Source organism: Amycolatopsis sp. 505 (genome assembly GCF_031625235.1).
GTDB lineage: Bacteria > Actinomycetota > Actinomycetes > Mycobacteriales > Pseudonocardiaceae > Amycolatopsis.
The window spans coordinates 270,821-289,423 of sequence record NZ_JACKQP010000006.1; the positions used below are offsets into that span (position 1 = coordinate 270,821).

The window sequence follows — 18,603 nt, forward strand, 5'->3', positions numbered from 1 at the left end:
ATGCTCAGCTCTGCAGGTCGTACACCGTCTGGCCGTCGACTGTGGTGGCGGTGAAGTTCGCCGTCACCCACTCCGTGATCTCCGATGATCCGCCGCCCGGGCCACCTCCGCGGCCGCCCTCGATGAAGTACTTGACTTCGCCCGCCGCGACGTACGCCTTGAACTCCTCCAGCGTCGGGGCCGGGTCCGAGCCGCTCCAGCCGCCGATGCCGATCACCGCCTTGCCGCTCGCCAGCTCCAGGGATGCCGCGCTCTGCGAACCCGTGGTCGCCGCCGCCCACTTCGTCGTCGACTGCGCCAGCAACGTCCCGATCGCGCTCGACGACTCGTCGAAACCGCCCCCGAAGCTGCCCATCGAACTCGACGTCGGGCCCGAAGTCGGGATGGACCCGCTGTGCGCCACCGAGGCCGTCTCGACGCCGTACGCCGCCGACGACACGCCGATCGTCAGGACCACCGCCGCCGCGATCACCGCGGCCGTGCGGCGAGCGCCCGGCACGCCCATCACCAGCACCGTGCCCACCAGCACGCCCAGCACCGCGACGATCCAGCGCAGCGCCGGGAACCACTCCGGCGTCCGGTCCAGCAGGATGAACGACCACACCGCCGTCGCCACGACCATCCCGGCCAGCACCGCCCGCGGGGCCACGTGCGCCCGGCCCCGCCACAGCGCGCTGCCGGAGATCGCGACCAGCGCGGCGATCGCCGGGGCCAGCGCCACCGCGTAGTACGGGTGCACGGTGCCGCTCATGAAGCTGAACACCGCCGCCGTGACGACCAGCCAGCCGCCCCACAGCAGCAGCGCCGCCCGGGTCCGATCCGTCCGCGGCGCGCGCCGGGTGAACCACAACCCGGCCACCAGGCCGATCAGCGCGGCCGGCAGCAGCCAGGAAATCTCCGTGCCGAAACTGGCGCCGAACATCCGGAACAGGCCCGTCGACCCGCCGAACCCGGTGTTGCCGCCCATGCCGCCGCCACCCATGCCGCCGCCGTTGCCTTCGCCGCCGAAGATGCGGCCCAAACCGTTGTAGCCCAACGCCAGTTCGAGCAGACTGTCCCCTTCGGACCCGCCGATGTACGGCCGCGACGCCGTCGGCCACAGGTCCACCAGCGCGATGTACCAGCCCGCCGACACGACCAGCGCGACGACCGCGCCGCCGAGGTGCAGCAGCCTCTTGCCCAGCGACGTCGGCGCCGCGAGCAGGTACGCCAGCCCGAACGCCGGCAGCACCAGGAACGCCTGCATCATCTTCGTCAGGAAGCCGAACCCGAGCGCGACACCGGCCAGCGCCAGCCACCGGGGGCTCGCCTTTTCCGTGGCGCGCACGACGAAGTAGGCGCCCGCCACCATCAGCAGCACCAGCAGCGCGTCCGGGTTGTTGAAGCGGAACATCAGCGCCGCGACCGGTGTCACCGCCAGCATCGCCCCGGCCATGAGCCCGGCGACCGGGCCGGACGTCCGCTTCACCGTCAGGTACAGGATCCCGACGGACGCGACACCCATCAGCGCCTGCGGGGCCAGCACGGTGAAACTCGAGAACCCGAAGATCCGCGCGAACGCCGTGCCGGCCCAGAGCGCCGCGGGCGGCTTGTCGACGGTCAGCACGTTCCCCGAGTCGAGTGAGCCGAACAGCCAGGCCTTCCAGCTCTGCGTGCCGGACTGGACGGCGGCGGCGTAGAACGAGTTGCCGTAGCCGGACGCGGTGAGGTTCCAGAAGTACAGCACCGCGGTCGCGGCCAGGAGCCCGAACACCGCCGGGCGGACCCAGCGCGGTGGTGCGTGCGCAGCGGATTCCTTGCGGTGCCGGGGTTCGGAAACCGGGGCGGGCAGGACGGCGGTCATCAGTACTCCTTCTGGGTGGTGGCCTGGCGGCGCGGGTTGAACACCCAGCCGCGCAGGAGCAGGAACCGGAGCAGCGTGGCGGCGAGGTTCGCCAGCACCAGCACGGTGATCTCCAGGACCAGGCCGGGGGTGGTGGATCCGTTGAGCAGGGCCAGGGCGCCGCTGGTGAGCGCGAGCCCGAGGCCGAAGACGAGCAGCCCTTCGAACTGGTGGCGCCCGGCACCGGCGCGGCCGCGGATGCCGAACGTGAGCCGCCGGTTCAGCGCGGTGTTCCCGATCGCCGTCACCAGCAGCGAGGTGAAGTTCGCCGCCTGCGCGCCGACGACCGTCCGCAGCAGCAGGAACAGCACGAGGTAGGCGAGCGTGCTGCTGACGCCGATGGCGGCGAACCGCACCAGCTGCGTCACCAGCCGCGGCGGCACGCCCGGCGCGTCGACGCCGATCGGCTGCCGCCCGAGCTGCTCGCGCAGCCTGCTGACCGGGATTTCCCCGGTGAAGGTGGCCTTGGTGACGCGGGCGATGCCCTTGAGGTCTTCGGTGGCGGTGCGCACGATGTTGACCGACGAATCCGGGTCGTCGACCCAGTCGACCGGCACTTCGTGGATCCGCAGCCCGGCGCGCTGGGCCAGGACGAGCAGCTCGGTGTCGAAGAACCAGCCGGTGTCCACGACGTGCGGCAGCAGCTCGCGGGCGACATCGGCGCGGATGGCCTTGAAGCCGCATTGGGCGTCGCTGAACTTCGCGGCGAGCGTCGAGCGGAGGATCAGGTTGTAGCAACGGGAGATGAACTCGCGCTTCGGCCCGCGCACCACTCGCGCCCCCCGGGCGAGCCTGCTGCCGATGGCGAGATCGGAGTGCCCGGACAGCAACGGCGCAACGAGCGGCCCGAGCGCGGCGAGATCGGTGGAGAGGTCGACGTCCATGTAGGCGAGCACGGCGGCGTCGGAGGCCCGCCACACGGCGTTGAGCGCGCGGCCGCGGCCCTTCTCGTCGAGGTGGTGGACGGCCACCTCCGGGAACTCCCGGGCCAGTCTTTCGGCCACCTGCAGCGTCGCGTCGGTGCTCGCGTTGTCGGCGACGGTGATCCGGTACGGGTAGGAGACGTGCTCGGCCAGGTGCGCGTGCAGCCGCCGGATGCACGGTTCGAGGTCGGTCTCTTCGTTGTAGACCGGGATGACGACGTCGAGAACGGGCTGCGGGCCGGCCAGGTCGACCGGGCCGGTCCCGGGCCGCGATGCGGGGGCGGTGGCTGTCATGCCCTCACGATCGCGGCCGCCGCTTTGGTGATCGTGTGTTCTCTCTGTGCGGTTCCTGTGTGGTTCCCGCCGGCTCAGTGGTAGGGACTGCTCGAGCGCAAGGCGAGCTCGCGGACGGAAGTCAGGGACAGTCCGTGGAAGGTCTGCTCGGCGATCCCCACGTCCCGGAGTACACGGAAGACGTCGTCGTCGGTGACCTGGTCCTTGTCGGCCGGGACCCGGATGTCGCTCCTGGCTTTCAGCCCCGGTTCCAGGGAGGCGAAGCTGAGGTCGAAGTCCGCGCGGTACGCGTGGTACAGCGCCGAGGCGTCGTCCAGCCGTCGGATGTGCAGCGCCGGGAAGTGACTGTCTTCGTTCGTGATGATAATCGACTCCGGGGAGATGTCGTGCCGGAGGGTCGAAAATTCGGACCTGAGCCGGATTTCGACGACCAGGAACTCGTGTTGCTGGTGCCAGTGGGCTGCGAAGATCGTCGCGAGGCAGCTGGTCTGCACGTGTTCCGTGGTCCACGTCGGCTCACCCGTCGTGCCGGGACGACGTGAGAGCTTGGCTCGGTATTCGGCGTACTCCCGGCAGCGCGTCAGGTTCTGCGGGTCCAATATCTGCAGTTGCACCCGCCAGTGGGTACCGGTGCTGCTTTCGCGGGCCCGAGCGGCCAGTGCGGGTAAGGTCCAAGCCCGGGTGAACGAGCCGGTGCCGCCCCTGAACTGCCACATGTCTGCCGTGATCATCGCTGTTTCGAACGCTTTTTGCTTCGCCGCGCGGGTAGTCAGTTCGCCCATGGTCGAGTTCGTTGTCAGGGTGGTTTCGACTTCGTCGATACCGTTCTTGACCGCATCCATCGACCGGGCCAGTTCCACGACGCGCTGGTCATTCACTTCCTGGCGCATGGCCTGCTTGAAGAGCGAGAAGCCCAGGATGGCGAGCGTGGCCAGAGTCGCGGCGAGCAGTGTCTTGGCGTCGTTGACGCTGTCGGTCGCGCCGAGCACGGCCACCGTCGCGGCTGCAAAGAGGATGATCAATTGCTCGGGGTCACGGCGCAGTCCGCGCAGCAGGCGGGCGGTCCTACTGAGGGCCGGTGTCTGCGCCTTCTCACGTGTTGTCATTTTTCCTCCTTTTGGCGATGGTGATCACCCGTTTTGAGTACCGGGTAACTACTCTGATGGCTGCTTGACGAAGGAGTGGATGTCGTGGTTGGCGGGCGAGATTCCGGTTGTGAGCGTGGCGGAGGGGTTATCATGGGCGAGCTTCTGGAACTCGTCGCGCTGAGAGAGTGATCATGGCCATGAGGTACGACGCTCGCGCCGACAGATCGTCCAGGTGACGGTGTCCATGGCGCATTCCCATGCTGTGTCCACGCGGGTCACCGGTCGATCGGTTGCCGCCGGCGAGACGCCGGATCCCCACGCCGGAGGGTCCCGGTTCCTCTCCGGCCTTGCCTTGGCGCTGGGCAAAGGCGACCTCGGTGTCTCACAGCTCCTGGCAGCGGTCGAACTGGTGCGCGACGACCCGTGCGCGCTCGGGTGCTGGCTGGCCGGAGTGGCTCGTGACGCCACGACGGCCGCCGCTGTCGCGGCTCGGTCGTACTGGCACCCCAACGGCTTCGCCAAGCTCGTCCTGCACACCTCGGCCAAGCCCGAATTCAAGCTGCGAATGCACATCTGGCTCGATTCGGCCGGGTCGAGGCGGGGCGAAACGAACCCGCACAGCCATCGGTGGGACTTCGCGTCGACGGTGATTGCCGGTCAGGGGATTCTCGTGCCGGAATATCGAGAGGATGCCGAATCGGGAGCCCCGTTCACCCGCTATCGCTATGGGGCGGACCCCGCTTATCCGGCGCGGTTGATCGCCGAAGGTGGTGTGCACCTCGTCGAAACCAGATCGCCGCAAATCCTCAGGGGCGAGGTTTACGCTTGCGACACCGAAGTGATTCACACCCTTGAGCCGCTGGGACAGGATTTGACCGCCACCGTCGTCGTTCAGGGTCCGCACCGCACCTCGGTCACCGCTGTGTTCTGCGCACCATGCGAGAGTGAAGACCAGCCAAACCGATCACTCTCGGTGATGGAGCTTCAGGAGCTGCTGTCGGCTGTCGTGGCTGAGGTCCCCGGATGCTCTTCTCGTCAGTGAGGCGGCGCTCTGGAGACAGACCGCAGGGCGTGCTGACCGACCGCGCGATCCGGCGCGCTCGCGCCGACGGTGAGCTGTACGTCGAGCCCTTCGACCCTGCTCTCCTCCGTCCGGCGGCGATCAGTCTCCGCCTCGGCGACGAAGCGTTCGGACTGCACACCGACGGCCCGGTCGACGTCGCTGATCGGAGCACGCACCCGGAACTGGTCACCAAGAGATTCGATGACGAGGGACGGTTGGTGGTGGAGCCCGGCGAGGTGGTGCTTGCCCCGACCCTCGAAAAGATCGGCCTTTCCGCCAACCTCGTCGGCTTGGTCGACGGGATCAGCGACTACGCGCGGCTGGGCATCGGTGTCGTGCTCTGCGGGCAGGTCAGCCCGGGCTTCGGCCGGGAGACCGGCGCAGTGCTCACACTGGAGATCGTCAATCACCTCCGCCACCCGGTGCTGTTGTATCCCGGAGCCCGGATCTGCAACCTGTTGTTGTTCGCGTCGACCGGAAGTGAGCTGTCCTACGGCGAAATGCCGTCCAACTACTCGACCGATCACACGGTAGTCGCTTCCCGGCTGGCGGACCATGTCAGACGCGGCTGAACGCCGACTGGGCGACTTGGGCGAGCGGAACATCCAGGAACACCTGCTGTGGCCTCGCTACCGCGGCACCGAGGGTTTCGGGGACGACAGTGCTCTTCTCGGGTTGGTCGACGGACCGAGCGAGTTGGTCGCCACCACTGACAGCTGCCCGATGCCCGTGGCCGACCTGCTGGGTGAACCGGACTTCCACCACGCGGGCTGGCTCCTGGCCACGATCAACCTTTCGGATCTGGCGGCGGCCGGCGCCGAACCGTTGGGACTCGTCGTCAACTACACGCTGCCGAGAACGACGACGGTGCGAGAGTTCGAGAGGTTGCTCGACGGGGTGGACGATTGTTGCGCCGTGCACGGCACGAAGGTGGTGGGTGGCGACCTCCGGGACGGTGAGGTTGTCCAGCTGACGGCGACTGCCGTCGGACGGTGTGAGCCGGGACGCCGGCTGCGGCGAACCGGAGCTCGAGCGGGAGACAACCTGCTGCTGGTGGGCTCGCCGGGGTATCTCTGGGCCGCGGCCCTCGTGAAGACGGGGCGCGTGACCTTGCCCAGGCCGGTGCAGCAGGAGATTTGGCGACGCGCTTCTCGGCCGATGGCACAGCTGAGGGCCGGACAGCTGCTGGGCAAGATCGGCCTCGCGCGGGCGGCAATGGACGTCTCCGATGGCTTGTTCGCCACTGTCCGGACACTGTGTGAAGCCAACGACCTCGGCGCAGCGGTCACCGGGGAGTTCGAGCTTGCAGAACACTTGGCGGAAGTGGTCGAGCAGAGCGGACTTCGGCCCTTCGACCTCGCGCAGACCTGGGGTGACTGGGGGCTGGTCGTCGTGACCCGCGCCGAGGACATCGATCCGGCCAGAAGAACGCTGCGCGAAAAGGGGATCTCGGCTCAGCCGATCGGGGTGTTCACCGCGGACCGGCGGATCACCGTCGGCGCCGAGCGGCTGCCTTGGCGAGGGATCGCGCAGGAGCGATTCTCGGACAGCTCCTGGCACGGCGGTGACCTGGGCGACCTGATCGCCGCTGTGCTTGGAGCTCTCCGGAGTTGAGCTGGAGCTCAGCTGTGAGCGCGCAGCGGCACCACGTTGCTCGGCAGGGAAGCACGGCTCGGCTCACGCTTCGGGGCCGTCGGGCTGATCGTCAGCGTCACCAGGCTCGCGTACCTCGGGTGGCGGTCGACGTACACCTCGGGCACCGCGCACGCCGCGGCGAGGACCGTGCGGTGGCGGTGCAGGTGCTCGAACGCCTCGCGCCCGTACAGGGACACCACGATGTCGCCGCCGCGGGGACGGCTCCACAGGATGGCCGGGAGGCGGCCGCCGGGGAGGCGCAGGTGGGGGAACACCGCCCGCAGCCGGTGCTGCAGGCGGATCGCGTGGATCCGGGCCTGCACCTGGCGGCGGCGCAGCACCGCCAAGCCGAGTGCGGTGGCGAGGACCGCCGACGCCCAGAGCGGGCCGGCCCACAGCGCGAAGGTCACCACGGCGTAGGGGAGCAGCGTCACCGCCAGAATTTCCCAGCGCCAGTGGTAGATCCGCAGCGGGAAGGTCGGAGTCGAGCGGGTCATTTCCGTGCTCCTTTCGGTGGGACGGCGGCCGAGGGAGCCGCCGAGGTGGCGCAGGAGACGTCCGGCACCGGCGGCCAGCACGAGGGCGGCGACGATGACCGGCCCGGACGTCATGTCGGGATCCGGGTCTTGGGGGCGGGCTCGGGTTTGACGTCACGGTCGCGGCCCAGCTGCCAGGTCCACCGCCAGCCGGCCCAGATCGCGGCGGCGGAACCGAGCAGGACGAGGACGAAGGCCTGCCCCACCAGCCCGTCGAGCGGGGCGAGCCGCAGCAGCACCAGCAGCGCCCACACCTGGGACGCGGTGAAGGGGATGACGAGACCGGCCGCGTAGACACCACGGCGCCAGCGGCTGCGGCGCGGTGGGTTGGTGTAGGGGTCCATGAAAGCCCTCCTCTGCCCGTGGATCCAGGAAACCTCCGGCCCGCCGAGTCCTCTGTGTCAGCTGACACAGAGCGCGGGATTCAGCTCGCCAGTCGCCGAAGTTCGGCCATGCGGTGGATCGTCACCTGTCTTCTGCCGGTGCTGATCACCCCTTGGCGGCGCAGGTCGCGCGTCGCGCGCGCCCAGGACTCGCGGGACATCGCCGCGGTCATCGCCAGCTCCGCCTGGGTGGCGGGGACGACGATCCGGATGTCGTCCCCGAGCGGCACGCCGTGCTGGACGGCCAGTTGCATGAGCTGCGCCGCCACCCGCCGCGCCGCGGCCCCGCCGCCGACGTCCAGCCACTGCCGGGCGACGGACCGGAGGCGGGCCGAGAGCACGAGCAGCAGCGCCCAGGAGATCAGCGGCCGGGTGCGGCACAGCGCGGCGAACCGGTCGCCGGGGATCTCGAGCACCTCCAGGTCGTCCAGCGCCTCGACGGTCGCCGAGCGCGGCAGGTCGTCGATCGCGGCGAGTTCGCCGATGACGTCCCCCGCCCCGCGCACCCCGACGACGACGTCCCGCCCGTCGGGCGTCCCGTGGACGATCCGCACGTGCCCGGACAGCAGCACCAGCACGACACTGGAGAGGTCGCCTTCCCGGCACACGGCTTGCCCGCGCCGGTGGGAGCGCCGCGTGGCGGATTCCGCCACCTTGCGGCGATCGGCCGGGGCCAGCTCGGCCCAGAAGCCCGTCGGTTCCACGGTCCCCACCTCGTTTCGCGCTATGCGGTCATGTCCTCCGGGCGCCGGGCGGCTTCCGGGATGTGGAGCCACCCGCGGAGCCGCTGGGTGCCGACTTTGATCGGCACCGTCTGGAAGTACGTGGTGTGGTCGATCCCCGGGTAGCCGTGCCGGACGACTGAGCGGTGCATCTCCGGTGAAATGACGAGCACGAGCGGGGCGGCCGTGATACCCAGCTGCCGCCGGAGTTCCTTCGCGTCGACGAAGCGGCAGGCGATGTCGACGTCCTCGCCGTACGGACCGCGGCTGTCGTAGTGCACCTCGCCGGCGTGCACGGCGACCCGGAGCCGGAAGGCGAGCTCGGGGTGGCTTTCGGCGTGCTTGTCCAGCAGCTCGGCCAGGGTCGGGACGACGGTGGTCAGCAGCACCGGCTTCGGTGCCTGGTCGACCGGCCGGACCAGGCACAGCGCGCCGTCGCCCCGGTCGACGAAGCCGTCGCGGAACTTCTTGGTGATCCCCCCGGCCAGGAAGGCCTCGTCCAGCAGCTCGAACAGGACGGTGCGGAGCCGGGCCCTGGCGGGGTTGGTCCGCGTCGTCGAGCCTTCGATGTCGACCGCCACCATGGCCCGGTGGAGGGGGACGTGTTGCGCTGGAGTACTCATGGCCTGCTCCTGCCTTCAGGTCGAAACTGAAGTTCAGTCAAGGAGACTGTAAGGCGTGAAGTACCCGGGATCAACTGAGATGAATCGGTGTTATCTGTTCGGTGCGGGGAAGTTCCGCTGAGCGTAACGTTTCAGTCCCAGGTTCGGCGGGGCGCCGACCAAGCCTCTAGTGACGGGGAGTAGTATTGGCGCCCTCATCGGGAGTACTGAAATTTCCTGAAGGGCGGCCCGAGTCGTGTCCCCAGCCCAGCAACCGCGGCCTGCGCTTGCCCGCCGCTTGCGCGCGTTGCGCGAGACGCTGTGGCCGGACGTCGGGATCACCCAGGCCCAGCTTGCTCAGGCGCTAGGTGGGAACAAGCCCCTCAGCATCTCGTTGATCTCCTCGTGGGAGAACGTCGACAAGCCGGTCGCGCCACCGACCAAGCGGCTCGAGGCGTACGCAACGTTGTTCGCCACCCGTCGGTCACTGGGGGGCGAGACGCTTCGCGTCCTCCCTGTTCACGAACTGACGGACGGGGAGCGGACGCGACGCAAGGAGCTCCTGGAGGAGCTGCTTTGGCTTCGCGAAGGAAGGGAGTCCGTCGCGGCCTGGCCGAGTGCCGACATCTGGACTTTCGAAGAGGAACAGAACATCACCATCGTGTGCGCTCCGCTACCGGAGAAGTATCGGCGGCATCTGAGCTACGCCGACCCGGAGAGCGCCGATTTCATGTCTCTGTACACTTACGCCGATCCGGACGCGCTGATCGAGCTGTTCGGGCATCTCCGGGCGCGTAACCCGCGCAATCTGGTCTCGTTCCGCACCAGTGAGCAACTGGTGACGGACGATTACACGAGTCATCTCGTGTTGTTGGGCGGCGTCGACTGGAATTCCGTGACCCGGGACGTGATCGAGCGGGTGGATCTTCCCGTGGAGCAGGTCGGCCGCAGGGTGGACGCCGAACACGGCGGGTTTCGGGTGCAGCAGGACGGCCGGTCGAAGCTGTTCGAACCGCGGCTCGACGGCGAAGGGCATCTGCTGGAAGATGTCGCCCACTTCTACCGCGCGAAAAGTCCATTCAACCGAAAGCGCACTGTGACCGTATGCAATGGTATGTACGGCCGTGGCACGCTTGGAGCGGTTCGCGCGCTGACGGACGCGCGCTTCCGCGACCGGAACACCGCTTACGTACGCGAACGCTTCGGTGACGCGGAATCGTTCAGCATCATCAGCCGGGTGCCCGTGCTCAACGGCAAGGGGCTGACCCCCGACTGGACCCTCGAGGAGAACCGGTTGCACGAGTGGCCCGAGGCTGCCGAGTGAACGCGCGGCAGCACGAGTCGCACCAGGACCTCCTGGCGCACTTCGACACCCTGGACGTCTCCGGCGCGGCGATGGACGCGATCATCGTGCCCACCGGCCGCCCGGCCGCCTATCTGCGGCAGGCCATCGCCGTGGCCAAGGAACGCGGAGTTTTCCTCCTCCTGCTGTGCAGCCTGCGGTCCACGGCGTCGGCTGCCGCCCTGGAGGCCAAGAGCGCCGGCGTCCGCGCGCTCGCGATCGACACCGACCTGCTCAACCCCGGCCTCGTGCCCACGTTCGCCACGGACGAGATCCTGCGCTTCACGCGGTTTCGCCGGCAGACCGACACGAGCTACAAGCGCAACCTGGGGCTGCTCATCGCGGTGCTCGCCGGCTGGAAGCGGATCCTCTTCCTCGACGACGACATCGAGCTGCCGAACCCCGCGGACCTCGGCGTCGCGGCCGGACTGCTCGACGAGTACCCGGTGGTCGGACTGGCCAACGAGGGCATGCCGGACAACTCCGTGGTCTGCCACGCGATCCGGGACGCGGGACAGAAGCAGGACACTTTCATCGGCGGCGGCGCGCTCGCGGTCGGCGAAGCGGCGTTCAGCTCGTTCTTCCCGAACATCTACAACGAAGACTGGTTCTTCCTGATGGACGGCATGAAGCTGCGGCCGTCCGCGACCACCGGCACGGCGATCCAGAAACCGTACGACCCCTACCGGGACGCCCGCCGCGCCCGTGGCGAAGAACTGGGCGACACCCTGGCCGAAGGCGTGTTCGGCCTGTTCGACAGCCACCTCGGACTGGCGCAGGCGACCAAAGCGTACTGGCGGGACTTCCTCGCCGACCGCCGCCGGATCATCCGGGACACGATCAAGCTGGTGCAGGCGTCACCGATCGCGGCGGCCCAGCAGGCCCGGATGGTCGACGCGCTCAAGGCCGCGGTCGGCCGCAGCGAACTGATCACCCCGGACCTGTGCGTGCGCTACCTCCGCGCGTGGCAGCAGGACTGCGTGAGCTGGCGGCAGCGGATCACCGAGCTGCGGCGCGACCACCACGGCGGGTCGGGCGTCGAGCACGCCGTCGAGGCGCTGGGCATCCCGTTGCTGGCCCGGACCGGAGGCGATCTGCGGTCGCCTAGGGCCGCGAAGCGCCGATCGGCCGTGCTTCCGTCCGTGGCGCCGGTGTGATCGGCACCAGGTCCTTGACCAGTACGTGGCACTCTTCCGCTTCGAGCACGAGGGTGCCGTCCGGCGAGGTCGTCCGCGCGTAGCAAGTGACCTCGCCGTGGCCCCAGTCGCGATAACCGAGGCTGTCGTACAGGCGGGCGGCGTCGTGGTTGTCCGTCCGCACCGCGAGCGCGACCCGGTAGCGGCCCGTCTTGAAGAGGTGGCGTTCGACCGCGCCGACCAGCGCCGTGCCGACGCCGAGGTTCCGCAGGTCGGGGTGCACCTCGAGGTGCGTGATCAGCGGGATGCCGGGCAGGTGCTGGAGGATGGGCAGTTCCTCGGCCTCCTCGAGCCACAGGTAGACGGCTCCGGCGGCCCGGCCGCCCAGCCAGGCGAGGAACAGCTCGCCCAGCCCGTTCCGCTGCCGTTCGAAGCGATCGACGAAGAATGCGCGGTCACCGAGGGCGGTGGCGAACGAATCCAGGTCTGCGGATCGGGCCGGCCGTACGGAGGGCTCGGTCATCAGCAGGAACTCCTGTTCGCCTGGGCACCACCAGTGTGCCGGAGTGAGCCGGTCCTTGACCAGGTTGCCCGGGCCGGGACCGGCGTCACACCCTGCTTTGGTCGTGTCTCAGACGGTCGTCGTCAGGTCGTAGACCGTTACGCCGTCCACAGTGGAGGCTTCGTGGTGCGCGGCCACCCACTCGGCGATCTGCTGGGCCGCGTCCGAGCCGCTCGAACCCTGCATCGTCATGCCTTCGCCCAGGAAGTAGTGGATCTGCCCGTTCGCCACGTACTGCTGGAACTGGGCCAGCGTCGGATAGGGGTCCGTTCCGTTGAATCCGCCCACCGCCAGTACCGGGGCTCCGCTCGCCAGCTGGTAGCCCGCGGCCGCGTTCGACAGCACCGTGGCCGCCGTCCAGGTGTACTGCGAAGCGTCCTTCTGGAGCAATGCCGTCAAGGAAGCGCCCGGCAGGGTTGTCGACAGCAGGGCACCCGGGCCGCCACCGAACCCGCCGCGGCCTCCGAAGCCGCCGGGGCCGCGGCCTCCGAAGCCCGACGATGGCCCGGCCGACGGGATTGCGCCGCTGTGGGTCGTCGCCGCCGTCGCCAGGGTGTACGCGCCCGTGCCGGACAACGCCACCACCAGTGCGAACGCCGCCACGACCGTGGCCGCTCCGCGGGTCAGGTGGGTGGCGAAGAACAGGGCCACCGCCGCCAGGAGGCCGCCCACCAGGACCGTCGGGGCCAGCCATGGCTGCCACGACGAATCCAGCAGCAGGTACGCCGTCAGCGCCGTCACCGCGACGCCGCCGCTGAGCAGCCCCGAGGCCACCGGGTGGGCGCGCAGGCGCCACAGCTGGACCGCCGCCGTGCCGACCAGGGCCGCCACCGCCGGGGCCAGGGCCACCGTGTAGTACGGGTGGATGATTCCGCTCATGTAGCTGAACACCAGCGCCGTCACCAGCAGCCAGCCGCCCCACAGCAAGAGGGCCGCCCGGGACGCGTCCGTGCGCGGGGCCCGGCGGGTGAACCACAGCCCGGCGCCCAGTGCCAGCAGCGCCGCCGGCAGCAGCCAGGCGATGCCGCCCGCCATTTCGCTGCCGAACAGCCGGGTCAGGCCCGTCGAACCCCAGCCGCGGCCCGCGCCGCCGCCGACGCTGCCGACCTCGTCGCCGGTGATGCGGCCGAAGCCGTTGTAACCGAACACCAGCTCCCACAGCGAGTTCGTCTGCGAGCCGCCGATGTACGGCCGCGACGCCGTCGGCCAGAGGGCCACGACCACCAGGTACCAGCCCGCCGCCACCAGCACCGAGGCCAGCGCGCCGAGCAGGTGCAGCAGCCGCTTCCCGACCGGCACCGGGGCGGCGACGAGGTAGGCGACGGCGAACGCGGGCAGCACCAGGAACGCCTGCAGCATCTTCGCCAGGAAGCCGAAGCCGACCGCGACCCCGGCCAGCGCGAGCCAGCGCGGGCTCGCCTTCTCGCAGGCGCGCACCACGCAGTACGCACCCGCCACCAGCAGCAGGACGAGCAGGGCGTCCGGGTTGTTGAACCGGAACATCAGCGCCGCGGCCGGCGTCAGGGCCAGCACCAGGCCCGCGACCAGCCCGGCCGCCGGGCCGGACGTGCGGCGGACGGCCGCGTGCAGCAGCCAGACCGAGCCCACGCCCATCAGCGCCTGCGGCACCAGGACGCTCCACGCGTTGACGCCGAACAGCCGCGCCGACAGGCCCATCACCCACAGCGCGGCCGGGGTCTTGTCGACCGTGATCGCGTTGGCCGCGTCGCTGGAGCCGAAGAACAGCGCCTTCCAGCTCTGCGAGCCCGCCTGCGCCGCTGCTGAGTAGAAGGCGTTGGCCCAGCCGGACGCGCCGAGGCCCCAGAGGTAGAGCACGGCGGTGCCGAGCAGGAGGACGGCCAGGAGCGGCCGGTGCCAGGTGCGGCGGGAGGGGGCTGAAGGGGCCACGACGGGTTGGCGTGACTCGAGAACGGTCATGAGCTCAGCTTCCGGTCTCCAGCTGGGGCCGGGTTGTGCCGATGCTGTGCACTCGCTGTGCGGGAACGGCCACGGGGAGCCGCACCGCGAACTCCGTCCGGCCGGGCCGGCTGTGCACCTCGATCGAGCCGTGGTGGGCGACGACGACGGCGGACGCGATGGCCATCCCCAGGCCGGTGCTGCCGGCGTTCCGGGAGCGGGACGAGTCGCCGCGGGCGAACCGCTCGAAGACGTCCGGCAGCAGGTCCGGCGCGATGCCGGGGCCGTCGTCGGTCACCGTCAGCACCGCGCTGCCGTCGGCCGAGCGGGCCAGCGACGTCACGACCGTGGTGCCGGGCGGGGTGTGCGTGCGGGCGTTGGCCAGCAGGTTCGCCAGCACTTGGTGCAGCCGCTGGACGTCGCCGAACACGAGGACCGGGTCCGGCGGCAGCTCCAGCAGCCAGCGGTGCTGCCGCCCGGCGACCTGGGCGTCCCCGACGGCGTCGGCGACCAGCCGGGTGAGGTCGACGTCGCGGACGTCGAGCGGCCGGCCCGCGTCGAGCCGGGCGAGCAGCAGCAGGTCCTCGACCAGTGCCGTCATCCGGACGGCCTCGGACTGGATCCGGCCCATCGAGTGCGCGACGTCCGGTGGCACCAGCGCGCTGCCGCGGGCGGCGAGCTCGGCGTACCCGCGGATCGCGGCCAGCGGCGTGCGCAGCTCGTGGCTGGCGTCCGCGACGAACTGCCGGACGCGGATTTCGCTGTCGTGCCGCGCTTCGAGGGCCTGGGCGACGTGGCCGAGCATCAGGTTCAGCGCCGAGCCGACCTGGCCGACCTCGGTGCGCGGGTCGGTGTCGCCCTCCGGGACGCGGATGGACAGCGCCACCTGGCCGCGGTCGAGCGGCAGTTCGGTGACGCGGCCGGCGGTGGCCGCGACGCGGTCGAGCGGGCGCAGCGTGCGGCGGACCGCGAAGGCGCCGAGGAAGGCGGCGCCGAGCACGCCGGCGGCGGCCACGCCGAAGAGGATCAGCCCGACGGTGAGCAGCGTGTCGTTGACCGGCTTCATCGGCAGGCCGGTCACCACCACCTCGGACGTCCCGGGGACGGGCAGCGCCATCAGGCGGTACTCGCCGAGGTCGTCGAAGGACAGCGTGTGCGGCTTGCCGTCGGCGGGCACCGACCGCATGAGGGCCTGCTGGTCCGCGGTCAGCTGCAGCCGTCCGCCGTGTTCGGAGATGCTGTCGTCGTGGACGAGCTCCGGCCCGTCGAAGGTGCCGCTCACCGTGCCGACGTTCTGCCCCAGCGGGTGCTGGCCCAGGTACTGCGGCGGCGGACCGCCGTCCTGGGGCCGGACGTTGCTCGCGAACACCAGCGAGCGGTTCGCCGCGGCCGAGAGCTGCTGGTCGATCTGGCGGGTGAGGAAGAGGTCGAGCGCGAACTCGCTGACCACGCCGACGATCAGGCACACCACGGTGAGCAGCACGACCATCGAGCCGGTCAGTTTCGCGCGCAGCGAAAGCCGCCCCCGGCGGGGAGCTGACGGGACGGTTCGCGCGGCCATGGCTCCAATGTCGGTCCGCGCCGTGTGTGCGGGTTGTGCGCTGCCTGTGAAGCGGCTGTGCGGTGACCGGCCCGTCGCCGGATGTCCGATCGGCCGTCACAGGAACAGCTGACGGCAAGCACAGTCGGTGCACAGCGAGCGGCGCCACCGTGGATCCCACCGAACGACCACGTTGAGGAGCAGCACCATGACCACACCGCAGGCACCGTCCACTCCGGACCAGACGTGGGGCGCGACGCCCGCACCCGCCCCGAAGCAGGCCTGGTCGCCGGGCAAGAAGATCGCGGCGGGCGCCGTCGCGGCGGTGATCGTGGCCGGCGGGGGAGCGGCGGTCTGGGCCGCCTCGTCGTCCGCGGCCACCGACACCCAGGCCGGGCCGGGTGGGATGGCGGGTGGCCCCGGTGGCATGCCGGGCGGCGGACTGGGCGGCGCGTTGCACGGCGAGTACGTGGCCTCCGACGGCAACGGCGGCTACGTCACCAAGATCATGCAGACGGGCGAGGTGACCGAGCTGAGCGCGACCTCCCTGACCGCCAAGAGCGACGACGGCTTCTCGAAGACCTACACGATCACGTCGGCGCAGGCGACCGGCCTGGCGACCGGCGACACGGTCACGGTGGTGGCCACGGAGTCCGGCAGCACGGCGACGGCGACGTCGGTGACGGACGGCGAGTCGGGACCGCAGGGCCCGGGCACCCCGCCTTCGGGCGCCCCGACCCGGACCGGCTGATCCGGAGGCGGTCCCGGAGGTCAGCGGCGGTCGTAGTCGACCGCGACCTCCGGGGTCGTCGCGCGCGAGCGGCAGGTCAGGATCCGGCCGGCCGCCACGTCGTCCTCCGTCAGCGCGTACCGGACGTCCATGTCCACCTGGCCGTGCCGCAGCGTCGCCCGGCAGGTGCCGCACGCCCCGCCCGTGCACGAGTACGGCACCTCGTACCCGGCCCGCAAGGCCGCGTCCAGGACCGTCTCCCCGGCTTCGGCCGTGACGCACGTCGTCGTGCCGCCCAGCGTCACCGCCACCCTGGCCGGCGTGCCCGCGGGGTCGCGCAGGGGTGCCGCGCCGCGGAACAGTTCGAAGTGGACGTTCTCCTCCGGGACGTCCGCGTCGGCCAGGGTGCGGCGGGCGATGTCCAGCAAGCCGCGCGGCCCGCACAGGAACCATTCGTCGACCTTCGCCGGGTGCAGCCGGTTCTGCAGCAGCGCGCGCAGGCGCGTCCCGTCGAGCCGGCCGCGCTGGTAGCGCTCGTGCGAAATGGCGAGGGCCTCGCCGATCGTGTCGAACTGCCGCGGCCGGTGCGCGTGCAGGTCGGGGTCGCGCTCGTCGGTGCGGTAGTGGACGACGTGCAGCCGCCCGCCGAAGCCCTCGGCGAGCGCGCTCAGCTCCGCCGCGAACAACGTCGTCGCGCCCGAGGTGTTGACGTACAGCAGCGTCGCGCGGCTGTGCGGCTCCGCGGCGAGTGTGCTGACCAGGATGGACAGCACCGGCGTGATGCCGCTGCCCGCGGCCAGCGCCACGTAGTGCGCGGTCCGCGCCGGGTCCGGGGTGAGCGTGAACGCGCCCGAAGGCGGCAAGACGTCCAGGAAGTCGCCGGCGGCCAGCGTCGTGGTCGCGAAGCCGGAGAACGCCCCGCCGGGACGTCGTTTCACCGCGATCCGCAGCTCGCCCGAGTCCGCCCGCGCGCAGATCGAGTACGTCCGCCGCACGGGCCGGCCGTCGACCACCGCGCGGACCGCGACGTGCTGGCCCGGCGAGAAGCGGAACTCCGGGGCCAGGTGCGGCGGGACCTCGAAGGTGATCGCGACGGCGTCCGCGGTCAGCGGCCGGACCTCGCGCACCCGCAGCCGGTGGAACCGGCTCGGCCCGAGCGGCGGCGGCTCGGGGCCGGGCTCGTCGTCGCCGAGGTCGTCGGCCAGCCGCCGCCACGCGCGGTACTCCGCCGGGGTCAGCTCGCGGCCCCACGCGGTGATGATCGGGACGTCGCGGGCGAGGTAGGCGTCCCGGTTGTCCCGCCACGCCCGCAGGTAGCGGTAGAACGGCACGGCCGGGTGGAGGTGGTGCACGAGGTGGTAGTTCTGGAACAGCATCATCGGCGTCATCAGCCACTCCAGCCCCACCCGCACCCGCGTGGTGCCGAACTTGTCGCGCGGCTTCGCCTCCGGCAGGCCGTGGTGAGGCAGCCAGTCGAACCACCACGCCAGCACGGCCAGCCCGATCCGCTGCGGCAGCAGGTACCCGAGCAGCAGCTCGCGGCCGTGGCCGCAGGCGATCAGCGTCGCGGCCGCGACGAACGCCAGCGACAGCAGCACGATCGTCTCGGCCCGTTCCGGGGCCGGCCGGGTGCGCACCCGGGCGGTGTAGAAGCGGGCGTACCAGAAGTCGATGGTGAGCCAGCGGAACGGCAGCGACCACCAGGCTCCCTGTGACGTCCACGCGTCGGGATCCGTGTGAGAGTCCGCATTCGTGTTGCGGTGGTGTTCACTGTGGATGAACCGGAGCAGCGGGAACGACGCGTACGCCGCGACGAACGGCATCGCCAGCCGGCCGAGCACCTCGTTGACCCATGTCAGCTTTCCTGCGGCGTGGTGGACGGATTCGTGCACCACCGTGAACATCGTGAAGGTGACGATCGCGTGCAGCGGCACGGTGTACACCGGCGGTGCGATCCCGGCCAGCAGCAACCAGGTCGCGGTGGCCCACAGCGCGGCGCCGCCGGTGAACAACAGGAGCGTGGGCACCGAGAGGCGGGGCAGCGGGATGCGGGGCGAGGGCACCGAACGCGGAGCCGTCTCCGCCGGGGTTCCGGGCGTCCGGGAGCCACGCGGCGGGGTATCGACGACGGGCATCGAGCGGTCTCCTCGGTCGAGAAGCTCCTGGCGAGGCGGGAGTCACCGTAGACAACCCGCCGGGGTTTGTAAACGTTGCACCACGCTTCGAAAAAAGGTCTCGGCCAGCCGAA

At 70.5% G+C, this 18,603-nt stretch carries 17 protein-coding genes; 6 read left to right on the top strand and 11 right to left on the bottom strand.

From position 1 onward, the window contains the following. Positions 1-4: 4 nt before the first annotated feature. From H5965_RS23180 to H5965_RS23190, 3 genes are all read right to left on the bottom strand, one after another. The gene (locus tag H5965_RS23180; protein ID WP_310972247.1) at positions 5-1,843 is read right to left on the bottom strand and encodes a glycosyltransferase family 39 protein; all 1,839 of its coding nucleotides are present in this window, start codon (positions 1,841-1,843) and stop codon (positions 5-7) included. After that, positions 1,843-3,099 (bottom strand): bifunctional glycosyltransferase family 2/GtrA family protein, encoded by a 1,257-nt coding sequence (locus tag H5965_RS23185; RefSeq protein ID WP_310972248.1) that lies wholly within the window; start codon positions 3,097-3,099, stop codon positions 1,843-1,845. Before H5965_RS23185 ends, H5965_RS23180 begins: the two co-directional genes overlap by 1 nt. A gap of 74 nt (positions 3,100-3,173) precedes the next feature. After that, on the bottom strand, positions 3,174-4,205 hold the full coding sequence (locus tag H5965_RS23190; RefSeq protein WP_310972249.1) for a hypothetical protein: 1,032 nt from the start codon (positions 4,203-4,205) through the stop codon (positions 3,174-3,176). A 214-nt stretch (positions 4,206-4,419) separates the two neighbouring features. Between H5965_RS23190 and H5965_RS23195 the strand changes: the two genes are divergently transcribed. The 3 genes from H5965_RS23195 to H5965_RS23205 are packed head-to-tail and all read left to right on the top strand — an operon-like array spanning position 4,420 to position 6,864. Next, entirely contained in the window at positions 4,420-5,229 is an 810-nt protein-coding gene (locus H5965_RS23195; RefSeq protein WP_310972250.1) for a hypothetical protein, read from the top strand. After that, positions 5,211-5,822 (top strand): dCTP deaminase, encoded by a 612-nt coding sequence (dcd, locus tag H5965_RS23200; protein ID WP_310972252.1) that lies wholly within the window; start codon positions 5,211-5,213, stop codon positions 5,820-5,822. Before H5965_RS23195 ends, dcd begins: the two co-directional genes overlap by 19 nt. Then, positions 5,806-6,864: a thiamine-phosphate kinase gene (locus H5965_RS23205; protein WP_310972253.1), complete on the top strand. Its 1,059-nt coding sequence runs from the start codon at positions 5,806-5,808 to the stop codon at positions 6,862-6,864. Before dcd ends, H5965_RS23205 begins: the two co-directional genes overlap by 17 nt. An 8-nt stretch (positions 6,865-6,872) precedes the next feature. On the opposite strand, the gene H5965_RS23210 is transcribed toward H5965_RS23205, so the two are convergent. From H5965_RS23210 to H5965_RS23225, 4 genes are all read right to left on the bottom strand, one after another. Continuing rightward, positions 6,873-7,496 (bottom strand): hypothetical protein, encoded by a 624-nt coding sequence (locus H5965_RS23210; protein ID WP_310972254.1) that lies wholly within the window; start codon positions 7,494-7,496, stop codon positions 6,873-6,875. Beyond that, the gene (locus H5965_RS23215; RefSeq protein ID WP_310972255.1) at positions 7,493-7,765 is read right to left on the bottom strand and encodes a hypothetical protein; all 273 of its coding nucleotides are present in this window, start codon (positions 7,763-7,765) and stop codon (positions 7,493-7,495) included. Before H5965_RS23215 ends, H5965_RS23210 begins: the two co-directional genes overlap by 4 nt. Before the next feature lie 80 nt (positions 7,766-7,845). After that, the gene (locus H5965_RS23220; protein ID WP_310972257.1) at positions 7,846-8,508 is read right to left on the bottom strand and encodes a Crp/Fnr family transcriptional regulator; all 663 of its coding nucleotides are present in this window, start codon (positions 8,506-8,508) and stop codon (positions 7,846-7,848) included. Between the two features lie 20 nt (positions 8,509-8,528). After that, positions 8,529-9,149, bottom strand: coding sequence for a hypothetical protein (locus tag H5965_RS23225; RefSeq protein ID WP_310972258.1), 621 nt, complete (start codon positions 9,147-9,149; stop codon positions 8,529-8,531). A 286-nt stretch (positions 9,150-9,435) separates the two neighbouring features. Here H5965_RS23225 and H5965_RS23230 point away from each other — a divergent pair, with 286 nt between their 5' ends. Beyond that, the gene (locus H5965_RS23230; RefSeq protein WP_396136928.1) at positions 9,436-10,452 is read left to right on the top strand and encodes an XRE family transcriptional regulator; all 1,017 of its coding nucleotides are present in this window, start codon (positions 9,436-9,438) and stop codon (positions 10,450-10,452) included. Beyond that, a complete protein-coding gene (locus H5965_RS23235; RefSeq protein ID WP_310972261.1) occupies positions 10,449-11,627 on the top strand; it encodes a hypothetical protein in 1,179 nt (392 codons plus the stop codon). Before H5965_RS23230 ends, H5965_RS23235 begins: the two co-directional genes overlap by 4 nt. On the opposite strand, the gene H5965_RS23240 is transcribed toward H5965_RS23235, so the two are convergent. From H5965_RS23240 to H5965_RS23250, 3 genes are all read right to left on the bottom strand, one after another. Then, positions 11,575-12,129 carry a GNAT family N-acetyltransferase gene (locus tag H5965_RS23240; protein ID WP_310972263.1) on the bottom strand — a complete coding sequence of 185 codons (555 nt, stop codon included), beginning with the start codon at positions 12,127-12,129 and terminating at the stop codon, positions 11,575-11,577. The genes H5965_RS23235 and H5965_RS23240 overlap by 53 nt on opposite strands. A gap of 108 nt (positions 12,130-12,237) precedes the next feature. Beyond that, positions 12,238-14,106 carry a glycosyltransferase family 39 protein gene (locus H5965_RS23245; RefSeq protein ID WP_310972265.1) on the bottom strand — a complete coding sequence of 623 codons (1,869 nt, stop codon included), beginning with the start codon at positions 14,104-14,106 and terminating at the stop codon, positions 12,238-12,240. A gap of 4 nt (positions 14,107-14,110) precedes the next feature. Further along, on the bottom strand, positions 14,111-15,646 hold the full coding sequence (locus H5965_RS23250; protein ID WP_310972266.1) for an ATP-binding protein: 1,536 nt from the start codon (positions 15,644-15,646) through the stop codon (positions 14,111-14,113). Between the two features lie 187 nt (positions 15,647-15,833). Here H5965_RS23250 and H5965_RS23255 point away from each other — a divergent pair, with 187 nt between their 5' ends. Then, positions 15,834-16,376, top strand: a complete 543-nt coding sequence (locus H5965_RS23255; protein ID WP_310972268.1) for a hypothetical protein — start codon at positions 15,834-15,836, stop codon at positions 16,374-16,376. 20 nt (positions 16,377-16,396) lie between these two features. Here H5965_RS23255 and H5965_RS23260 read toward each other — a convergent pair whose 3' ends face one another. Then, positions 16,397-18,490, bottom strand: coding sequence for a fatty acid desaturase (locus H5965_RS23260; protein WP_310972269.1), 2,094 nt, complete (start codon positions 18,488-18,490; stop codon positions 16,397-16,399). Between the last annotated feature and the right edge of the window lie 113 nt (positions 18,491-18,603).

Excerpts from the sequence above, each read along its gene's own strand:
- H5965_RS23240 (WP_310972263.1), bottom strand. The coding sequence starts at position 12,129 with ATGACCGAGCCCTCCGTACGGCCGGCCCGATCCGCAGACCTGGATTCG.
- dcd (WP_310972252.1), top strand. The coding sequence starts at position 5,211 with ATGCTCTTCTCGTCAGTGAGGCGGCGCTCTGGAGACAGACCGCAGGGC.
- H5965_RS23245 (WP_310972265.1), bottom strand. The coding sequence starts at position 14,106 with ATGACCGTTCTCGAGTCACGCCAACCCGTCGTGGCCCCTTCAGCCCCC.
- H5965_RS23185 (WP_310972248.1), bottom strand. The coding sequence starts at position 3,099 with ATGACAGCCACCGCCCCCGCATCGCGGCCCGGGACCGGCCCGGTCGAC.
- H5965_RS23260 (WP_310972269.1), bottom strand. The coding sequence starts at position 18,490 with ATGCCCGTCGTCGATACCCCGCCGCGTGGCTCCCGGACGCCCGGAACC.
- H5965_RS23210 (WP_310972254.1), bottom strand. The coding sequence starts at position 7,496 with ATGACGTCCGGGCCGGTCATCGTCGCCGCCCTCGTGCTGGCCGCCGGT.
- H5965_RS23215 (WP_310972255.1), bottom strand. The coding sequence starts at position 7,765 with ATGGACCCCTACACCAACCCACCGCGCCGCAGCCGCTGGCGCCGTGGT.
- H5965_RS23205 (WP_310972253.1), top strand. The coding sequence starts at position 5,806 with ATGTCAGACGCGGCTGAACGCCGACTGGGCGACTTGGGCGAGCGGAAC.
- H5965_RS23250 (WP_310972266.1), bottom strand. The coding sequence starts at position 15,646 with ATGGCCGCGCGAACCGTCCCGTCAGCTCCCCGCCGGGGGCGGCTTTCG.
- H5965_RS23225 (WP_310972258.1), bottom strand. The coding sequence starts at position 9,149 with ATGAGTACTCCAGCGCAACACGTCCCCCTCCACCGGGCCATGGTGGCG.
- H5965_RS23255 (WP_310972268.1), top strand. The coding sequence starts at position 15,834 with ATGACCACACCGCAGGCACCGTCCACTCCGGACCAGACGTGGGGCGCG.
- H5965_RS23180 (WP_310972247.1), bottom strand. The coding sequence starts at position 1,843 with ATGACCGCCGTCCTGCCCGCCCCGGTTTCCGAACCCCGGCACCGCAAG.
- H5965_RS23190 (WP_310972249.1), bottom strand. The coding sequence starts at position 4,205 with ATGACAACACGTGAGAAGGCGCAGACACCGGCCCTCAGTAGGACCGCC.